The organism is Roseovarius gaetbuli, assembly GCF_900172365.1.
GTDB lineage: Bacteria > Pseudomonadota > Alphaproteobacteria > Rhodobacterales > Rhodobacteraceae > Roseovarius > Roseovarius gaetbuli.
This window is the reverse complement of the sequence record NZ_FWFJ01000071.1, coordinates 1-9,658: the sequence shown is the minus strand read 5'-3', so window position 1 is coordinate 9,658 and position 9,658 is coordinate 1. Positions and strand designations below refer to the sequence as shown.

The following is a 9,658-nucleotide window of genomic DNA, read 5'->3' as shown; positions in this document are numbered from 1 at the left end:
AGCCGAAGCGGAAGACGGAACATCAGAGGTCTTCACCCCCACCAACGGCAGCACCAGATCAGGCGATACGGTGAAATCGGCATGAATGCCCTGTTCCTCTGCATTCTTCGTGCCTGCCACATTGACGACATCCAAGCCCAGCATCTGGCCCATGGCAGACCACAGCCGGTAATTGATATCTGGAGCATCTGAAAACAGCGGAATGATCCGGCATCCTTTGGGCGCAAATGCGATGTTTGTCAGATGGGCACCGCTTTGTGCCACGATACACTCCGCCTGCCCCATCATCCTGATCTGATTGGCAAATCCCATGCTGGCCGTATCGACAATAGCAAACCCCTGCTCCTCCAGCCTATCGCGCAGGCGCGTTCTGTTGCGCAGCACCCGCACTTTGGACGACCGCCACAAGAACAGATGTGTCGGTGCCTGACCGCCCTGCGCAATACAGCCGAGCTTTCCCAATCGCGTGAGCAGATCCGGGTGATAGCGCAAAGCGGCGATAGGGGGCGCCGAATCAGGGATCTTCAACTCATTTGCTATGGTGCCCATGCCACTTGTATAGAGCCTGTTTACCTGCACTGACTGACCGCGCCTCACCATCTCGATCGTGTTATGCGGCAAGATCATCCGCAGCGCCTGAACGCATTGGGCCGGTAGATCATCTTCGGTCAGCACAGGTGTGCCAAAGGGCGCTCGGTGGGCTGCGGTCCAGATGCGCGGCAAAACTTCGTGCATGAAGTGGTAGTAGTTGTGGCTATAGCAACCCGTACCTTGAATGGCCTCTGGAATCAGGCCTGTCTGAACACCCCTACGCACCTCTGCATGATCATTTTCCATTGATCGAACCGGACCTGGATTGCGCAGAGAAATCTGGTCTGGATTCAGGTCTTTCAATCCCGGATCGTACCAAGTGCCGTCTTGGGTGACAATTCCATCTGCCCCTCCCACAACAATGGCGTTTGGCCAAATATGTGTTTCTATCGTCGGCAAATCCCAGTTTTGAACAGACGGGGCGATGTGGGTTCGAGCAACGACACGGGGGCGTTGGATCGTGACTTGGCGGGCCGGGTGTGCGACCTGCGCGTCAGCTCCGGTATGGACCACACGAAGGCGCTGAGTGACCCATTCTGTCACGCCTTGCGCCGTGATCAACGGGCCATTTTCAACAGAACTGGCAGCGCCATGCGGGCGTGCCACCTCGCGCGGCAAAGCGTCAACAAGTTCCGTCACCGCAGCGGCAAAAGCAGCAGGCGACAAAGATTGGTCAAACCATCGACGCGCGGAGGTGCTTAACCGGTCAAACAGGGCAGGTGACCAACCCGCAATCTGCTCGGCCAGATCCTCTGGTCCATGCCAGGCAAGCACCGCCTCGGGTGCAAAGTCCGCACCAACCAGATAGGGACTGCTGCCTGTTTGCACTTGTTGCAGGGCAATGGGAATGCCCGCCCACGCCGCCTCGGCGCGTGACAATGCCCCTCCAACAGGGAAAGAGCCCAGAAACAATGTCACCCGGTGCGCACGCAAAGCATCTGCAACCGAAGGCACTTCGCCTGTGAACTGCAGGCGGCGGGAAGGCAGTCCGGCGCGGCGCAAGGCATCACGGCAAGCGTGGCGCAGGGCAGGTGACGCTGGTCCTACATGAATGTGGCCACGGGCACCGCTGCGCAGCACATGCACTATGATATCCGGCAATGCAAAGGGGCCGCTGCGTTCGAACTTATGCTCTGTGCCGCATGTGGCTGTGATCAAGGGGGTGTGAGAGCGGGGTGGTACGGGCTGGCGTCTTGCCCTGTACTGCAAGGCCGCGAACCTGGCCCGCCGCGATTTCCACACAGTATGGCGCAGCGCTTGATAGGCCATATTGCGCAGCCTTTGGCGGCGCGACATGCCCAACTGCCCACGCGTCAACGCCACAGGCGTTTCGGCCACCATACGCGGCAATGGTGTGGCTGGATCAAAACACAACGGGACGTGATGCAGCTTCAGGGCAGGCCAACGTGCCAGCAGGACCTCCGCCTGAGCCGGCCGGATCGCCATATGTGTGGCATTCCCCAGATCGGCCCCAAGGCTGGGTACCGTGTCTGCGTGGCGCACGAAAATTAGACGCTCTTTGTAGATGTCTGAAAACTCATAGGCCAACAACGCGGCAATGACATCTTCTGAATGATGCAACAGGAAGATGCGCGCCGGTGCACAGTGCGCGATATGTGCACGCAGAGCCATCCATTTATCCCACAAAATGGCAACCGGATCTGGCGCAAAAACCGGCACGCCGAAATCCGCCATGCGCGCCTGACCAAAGGCAGGCGTGTTATTCAGCAGCCCGGTGAAAACCACCTTATGTGTGTCTGCGGGCCTGCTGCGAATGAGCTGTTCCAGCAACATCCGGTGGCCACCGGCAGGATAGATTTCCGTGGCGAGATACAACGCATCGACCGACAGGTCTGCGTCGGGGCCAGGCAAATCGGGCAGTGGGCTTGCCGCCAAAAGCTGGCGACATGCAGCATCCAGACCAGGCAAGGTCAGCGCACCGGTGCCGGTCGCGGCGCGCACGGCACTGCAAACGCGGGTATACAGCGCCTCAAGAGCGACGGCAGGGGAGATATCGAGACCGGCAAGTGCGGGCATGTCGTTCACTTTGATTCCCTTGGCTTTAGGCCCTCTATGTTTCGTGCGCGATACATCCCTAGCGGGTCTCCAGCCCGTGGGGTAGCCCATCTAGCAAGGCAGGCGTAATTCCCTTGCCTCGCAGCACAGTTTTGCCTGCGCGCGCCTTAAGGGTGATGCGACTGGAAACACGCTCTGATACTGTGGCTTTCTTTGGTTTGCCCGGCTTTTTAGGGGCGATAACCCGCTGCAAAAGGGTCATATCCCCCGCAGGATCGGCTTGGGTGTTTTGCTTCAGTTTATCTATGATCTGCTCTGCCATAGCCGGGCCTGCGTCCATCGCCTTGACCAGGGCAAAGCCATGACTCGGCGGCACATCCGAGGCATGAATTTTGCGCAATGCCGTCTTTTCACCCTCGAAAATATTTGCTCCAACTGCTTTGGGCACAAGGTCGTCGCGCCGCCACGTGCCGATCAGCAGCTTTTTGAACGCGGCGCAAGTGATGTCGAATATCTCGCAACCCGGAATATGGGGGTTGCGGTTGGAATCGCGGTAATTGGCCTCAAAGCGAATGATGATCGCGCGCAGCGCGTCCCATGGTTTCCAGCCACGGCCCTGCCTGCGCAAAACCGGGATCTGGACTTCAGCCCAATACAGGTTCGGCGGGTTGCCGACGTCACCTTTGAAATTGGCGGCGGCTCGGATCTGTGCGGGCAAGCCTTCGGGGCGGTAAGGGCGGCATTCTTTCGGCTTGGCCCCTTCGGCGGCAAAGAAAACGCGCAGGCGCAAAACCTCGTCCAGCGTGAACCATTTAGCAACGCCTTGGTTTTCAGATTGGCCCTGAGGCAGATCGGGGTTGGCCTTGACGTCGGGCGGCAAAGGAGGGGTATTGCCGCTGGAAGCTGGTGCCAATGCTCTGGTCCTGCCTGAGGGCCGCGATGGGCCCTGTCTATGTGGTGCAGGCATTGCAATGTCCGCACGTCTTGACGAAATACTCAATCCTAAACTCATGAAAGCACTCTATGCATGTCGCTGTGAGGGTGGTCTCTTTTTTCTTGATTTCCTAGCAAATTCGCGCGTGAATCTACAATCCTTGGCTGTAACTCGGGGGTGGTACGTCATTATTCTGGTCGGTATTTATGCCATTTAACGGTTATCGCTTTCGCTCTCCACGCGTTCCGATTTGCGGCTACTGACATCTGCCCATGATGATGGCAAAGGACCTTTTGCCAAGCTGTCGCCTGACCGAGGAACCGGGCGATGGCGCGCCTGTCTGGTGCCGCGATGTGGCCGCCCTGTCCGCAGAGATGCCTGTTCTGCGCGCCGCCATGTTGACGCGCGCGCCAGATAGCGAGTGATTATGACATCCATGCGTTGCAGGCCGATTGGCACGATGTCTGGCCGCAGAGTGCGCGGGCGGCGACTGTGGCCTTTCAGGGATAACTATGCAAAAGGGGTGTATCAGACGGGCTGCACTCTTGAAGCGAGTCCGCGCGCGTCTTATACGTCAGGTGATCTGTGCAGCATAATCCATGCGGGATTTGAGAATGCAGAATATTTGAGACGGAGCTACGCCCGCCATGTCATCAAACCTTCAAACACCCCTTTCCCCCCGGCTGTTGGATGACGTACCCGCCTTTGGCGATCCGCGCGGATCGCTGGGGGTATTGGAGGGTGCCCAGCTGCTGTTTGACATCAAGCGGGTCTATTACCTGTATGATGTGCCTATTGGGGCGATCCGGGGCGAGCACGGTCACAAGCAGCTTGAGCAGTTGATGATCTGCATGCATGGCAAGACCGAAGTCACCCTCAATGACGGCCAACAGCAATACCCGTTTACCTTGGCAGGCCCCGCTGACGTTCTGTATGTGCCGCCGGGCATGTGGCGCCAGCTGCGCTTTGTGATGCCTGAAACCGTGGTCTGTGTGCTGGCGTCGCGCCCCTACGAGGTTGAAGACTACCTTTACGAATACGAAGATTTCCTGACCTGGGTGCGTCAGGGCAAGCCCCTTCAGGATTGATGAGCATGCGCCAATACACTTTTCTGGACGTCCACCACACCTATGCTTCCCTCAAGGCCGAGATGGACGCCGCCTACAGTGATCTGATGGCATCGGGTATGTATATCGGCGGTACTGCGGTGGCCAACTTCGAGGCCGCCTTTGCCGACTATTGCGGCGCCAAGCATTGTGTGGGTGTGGGCAATGGTCTGGACGCATTGGTGCTGCCTTTGCGCGCGCGGGGCATTGGTCCGGGGGACGAGGTGATCGTGCCGGCCCATACCTTCATCGCCAGCTGGCTGGCGGTTGCGCAAACCGGGGCCACGGTGGTGCCGGTCGACGCCGATCCCAAAACGATGAACATTGATCTCGACAAGGTGCCCGCTGCCATCACGGCCAAGACCCGCGCGATTATGCCGGTGCACCTGTACGGCGCCCCTGTGCCTTGCGCGGACTTGCGCAGGCTGGCGGACGCGCACGGTCTGATGCTGCTTGAAGATGCAGCACAGGCCCATGGCGGCGAAGACGGCAACCGTCGTGCTGGATCACTGGGCACTGCGGGCGCCTTCAGCTTTTATCCCGGCAAGAACCTTGGCGCCTTTGGGGATGGCGGGGCGATGGTCACCGACGATGCGGATCTGGCCGATGCGGTGCGCATGCTGGGCAACTATGGTGCGCGGATAAAATATGAGCATGAGACGGCGGGTGGCAACTCGCGGCTGGACCCGCTGCAGGCGGCATTTCTATCGGTCAAGCTGCGCCATCTCGACGGTTGGACCGCCACCCGCCGCGCCATAGCAGAGGCCTATGACGCGGCCTTGGGCGATGTCCCTGATTTGCGCCTGCCGATGCCGTCGGCGGGCACGCAGTCAGCCTGGCACCTCTATGTTGTGCGCCACCCGAAGCGCGATGCCCTTAAGGAGGCGCTGGCCGCCTGCGGCGTTCAGGCCGCCCTGCATTACCCCCACACCAACCACCACAGCGGGGCTTTTGCAGATACTTTGGGCCATATGTCCTTTCCTGTCACAGAAGAGATTTGCGCCACCTGCCTCAGCCTGCCGATTGGCCCGCATATGTCAGCGCAGGATGCCTCTGAGATTGCCCATATCGTAGATCAGACGGTACGCGCACTATGACGCTTGGCGGCGTGTTCGAGGCCTTTGAAACCGCCCTCGCCAAAGGGAGCAGCGCGCATGCGATCGAAGCTCTGTCGGTCGCCTTCAAGCAAAGCTGTTCACAAGGGGCCAGGGTAACGCCTGAGCAGCGCGAGACGGCTTATAATGCGTTGCTTGCCTGTCTGAACCAAGAGCAGGCCACAGCAACCATACCGGTCGCCTTTGACCGTCCGGCCACAGTGCATCTGGTCACCCCTGGTCCGATGCTGGTCCAACAGCGCGCCGCTTTGTTTATGATGCTGCATATCCGTCCCCACGAGCGCCATGTGGTGATGTTCACAGGGCCAGAGCCCGACGTGTTTTTATGTGAGATGGCCGTGGCGCAGGGTGCGTTTGTGCTGGCTGCCGATGCAAACGCGGAATTGCCGGACCGCTGGCATTGGATCCGCGGGCGGCTTGAGACACTTTTGCCCGAACGCGTGGTGGTTCATGCGGAGGCAGATGATGTTCTGGCTGGTCTTGCCGCGCGTCTGGTGGCACAGCGCTTTGGGCCGCGGTTGTATCTGCTGCATCATGGAAACCGGGCAGGCGGGGTGATCCCCGATTTCGTGTCAAACACGCTACAGCAGGCGACCCATCTTGTGGCACGGCCCGAATCCGAGCCGCTGCTGCGAGCTGCTTTTTCAGATAGTACACAGGTGCAGGTGGCCCATTTGCCCACCGCCGCCGATCCCGCTCTGGCCCGCAGGCTGGATCGGTGGATCGATGCGCAGGAACAGCTCGAAAGCCGGTCCGGTCGGATGTCGCTGCGCACCCGGCTATCGGGTCTGGGCCATCGGTTGCGCAAATCTGGCCGCGTCTTGAAAGACATGGTCACGACGTCAGGCCCGGTGACTGCGAGCTTTGGCGACCTGACGGAACTGCCCCCTCCAGTGATCGCCGAATTTGCAGACCATCTGATCGCCTGCCTTGAGGCAGGTGTGGAGCGTCATGTGCATTTTGGCCCCACGGCACGACGGGTCGAGCGAATGGTGGCCGCACAGTTGCTGGCGGCGGGGCTGAAGGCGGACAGCATCCTTTTCATCGGTCAAAAGATCTCGATCAAGGATGCGCTGGCCAAGCATAAGGTCGATCTGGTGCTGGCAGGCTTTGCACAGATCCCCCCTGTCGGAATGATTGATGTCGTGGCGGCGGGCGTGCCTTTGGCTCTGCGCGAGGAGCCATCCGGGGTATACAGCAGTGACATTCCCACAGCGGTATGGACCGAAGCGCAAGATGTGGTCGATTTGATCTCTTCGGGAGAGACGGCAACAGCCCAGGCCGCGATGCAGTGGTATCAGACCCATGCAACACGCGCCGTGTTCGAACGCTTGTGGAACGCTATCGTGACGGCCACCGAAGGGCCGATGCGCGATGATCTGACCCCTGAGCAGATCCGGGCCGCAACCATCCGCCTGTTCGATGCGGAGTGGTATCTGACACACAACCCGGACGTCAAGAACGCGGGCAGAGACCCTCTGGAGCACTATCTGGCCGATGGTGAGCGCGAGGGCTGCGCGCCTTGTGCTCTTTTCCACCCGAGGCATTACGCAGCAACACTGGGCCGCAACGACTGCCCCAAAACAGGTCTGTTGGCCCATTACCTGACCTACGGCGAAGCCCGCGGCCACAGCCCCCATCCACTGTTTGCCCCGCGGCAGATGCAGCAGTCGCTGTCTTTCGAGGCAGGACTTGCCGCGGCTTCTACAGACGAAACCGTGCTGGAAAAATACATGACCTCCTACGGGACCGATGTGGTTCCGCATCCTTTGTTTGATCCTGTGCACTATGCTCGCGGGTTGGCTGTTCCGCCTGCGAACCAGCCTTTGTTGTTGCACTTTCTTGAGACAGGCGCGTACGATGGACTGTCGCCCCACCCGCTGATCGAAGCGCAGATGCTCGCGACATGGGGGGACAAGCCGCTTGAGGCACTATTTGAATGGGCAGGACGGCCAGCGGCGAGCCCCAGCGAGCCGTCTCCCGCAGTGCTCTTTGATCCCGTGCATTTTTGCGGTTCTGATCACGCACGCTATGCCAATGCGGCGCCCAATCTGCTGTGGGCCTATCTGATCGAGGGCAACCGCCGCACGCGGGGGCCGCACTTGCTGGTCGAACCGGCCCATGTCGCGCGGCGGCGTCCCGACGTCCTGACGCATAATCGCAGGCCGGTGTTGCTGGACATGGCCCAGGGCCGCATGGACGGGATCGATACCCATCCTTTGGTAAGCGTGTCCCATATTCTGGAACAGGCCCCTTGGGTCGGGCAAAGTGGTGAGCATCCCACACGTTATTTCGTCACGCGCGCAGCCGACGAAAACCTGAACTCACATCCCTATTTCTCCACACAGGTCTATCTGCTGAAAAACCCTGATGTGGCAGAGGCAGGGTTGAACCCGCTGGTGCATTATCTGACCTACGGTCAGTACGAGGGCCGCCTGCCGCATCTGTTCTTTGACGGCAACGACTATTACGCACGCTATTTGCGGGACAAAGGCGGCGACAGCCCGTTGCTGCACTATGTCCGACATGGCGCGGGTGACTACCTGCCAATTCTGCCCCATGACGGGGCGCATCACAGCATGGGCCTCAAAACGGCGCGTGCGATGTTTCTGGCACAAACAGATGCAGGACAGGCCGAAGCGATCCTCAAGGCGACGATCCACCCTGATTGGGGCGCGCCGCATCCGACGCTTGAAGTGCGCAGTCTACCACGGGCACCTGAACGGGACAAAACGGTCAAAGCCACGACAGTGTACCCTGCAAGGCAGGTGACATTGTCGCGTCCTGCCGTAATGGCGGGCGCCTATATTGCCCCGCCCAGTGTTGCCTATACCGCACCTTCGGTGACGGTAGGATGCTGGCCGGGAACAACGGTGATCGGCGGGAATGACGGTTTTGTCACGGGCGCGGGTGCATGGCACGCCGAAGGTCCCGAATGTGGCCCCTTGCCCGACACGGCCCAGGCGCAGGATTCTGACCTGGAGTTGCGTGGACAGACAAGTGTTGTCGCCCGGCGCAAGGACGCCGTCTTGCTGCGCCATTTCCATCATGAACAGGCCGTAGCACGCGCAATCATGGCCTGCGGAAGCCGCAGCCATCTGTTTGACCATTTTATGCTCGAAGTGCTGCCGCGTGTGATGTGTGCGGCCCGGGTGGCCCCCGTGGGCACGCCGGTGCTGATCGAAGACGATCTTCCCAGATTGCACCATCAGGCCTTGCGGCTTGCGGTTCCGGATCATCCGATTTTACAAGTGGCGCGCGGGTCGCAGATCAAAGTAGCGCAGCTTTATGCCGCAAGCATGGGCACTCATTTGGGAAGCCCTCGAAAAGCGCCAGGGGGGCCTGCGCAACCGGGGCCTGCGGCGGTGCTGATGCACCCTGCCTTGATCGATCTTCTGGGTCAGCTGGCTGATCAGGCAGGCGCGCCGGAGGCGGATCTGCCTGTCGCACAGAAAACTGCGGCACGATTGTTCCTCTATACGCAAGACCCGGCCTACCGTGCCTTGTTGAACTTCGAGGAAATTGCAGATGCCCTCGGAGATCGTGGCTTTGCCATGCGCGATTTCGATGCCCTGTCTTTCACCCGATTGGCCCGCTACATCGCCCAAGCCGATGAAATCGTGATTACCGATGGGCCTCATATTGCGGCACTGGCCTTTGCGCGGCCTGATGCGCGGATCTATGTACTGCTGAGCAATGCGCCCGGCACTGATTTCCACCGTGCTGATATCATCGGCCGTTTGCGCGGCGCGCAGGTCGTCAGCTTTGCGGGCTGGCAACATCAAGGCAGCGGTGGCTTCAAGCCTGAGGATGCCCATTTCAACCTGCCGGTGGAGCATGTAAAACCATTCTTTGGCCAAACCGTCTTGCCGACGACACAACAACCCTTGGACAAG

General features: G+C 59.9%; 5 protein-coding genes and 1 pseudogene. 4 read left to right on the top strand and 2 right to left on the bottom strand.

Annotated elements, in window-relative coordinates; all coding sequences use genetic code 11:
• Nucleotides 1-2,628, bottom strand: a 2,628-nt coding sequence (locus ROG8370_RS18900; protein ID WP_085828691.1) for a glycosyltransferase family 61 protein, incomplete at its 3' end; no start/stop codon positions are given.
• A gap of 649 nt (nt 2,629-3,277) precedes the next feature.
• Nucleotides 3,278-3,529, bottom strand: a pseudogene (locus tag ROG8370_RS21520) (AAA family ATPase); the annotation flags it as partial.
• Between the two features lie 284 nt (nt 3,530-3,813).
• Here ROG8370_RS21520 and ROG8370_RS20690 point away from each other — a divergent pair.
• From ROG8370_RS20690 to ROG8370_RS18880, 4 genes are all read left to right on the top strand, one after another.
• A complete protein-coding gene (locus tag ROG8370_RS20690; protein WP_170925306.1) occupies nt 3,814-3,966 on the top strand; it encodes a hypothetical protein in 153 nt (50 codons plus the stop codon).
• Nucleotides 3,967-4,188: 222 nt separating this feature from the next.
• Nucleotides 4,189-4,629, top strand: a complete 441-nt coding sequence (locus tag ROG8370_RS18890) for a sugar 3,4-ketoisomerase (protein ID WP_085828690.1) — start codon at nt 4,189-4,191, stop codon at nt 4,627-4,629.
• Nucleotides 4,630-4,634: 5 nt separating this feature from the next.
• Complete coding sequence (locus ROG8370_RS18885) at nt 4,635-5,744, top strand: DegT/DnrJ/EryC1/StrS family aminotransferase (protein WP_085828692.1); 1,110 nt, start codon at nt 4,635-4,637, stop codon at nt 5,742-5,744.
• Nucleotides 5,745-6,316: 572 nt separating this feature from the next.
• Nucleotides 6,317-9,658 (top strand): glycosyltransferase 61 family protein (locus tag ROG8370_RS18880; RefSeq protein WP_170925305.1); only part of this gene is annotated, 3,342 nt, incomplete at its 3' end.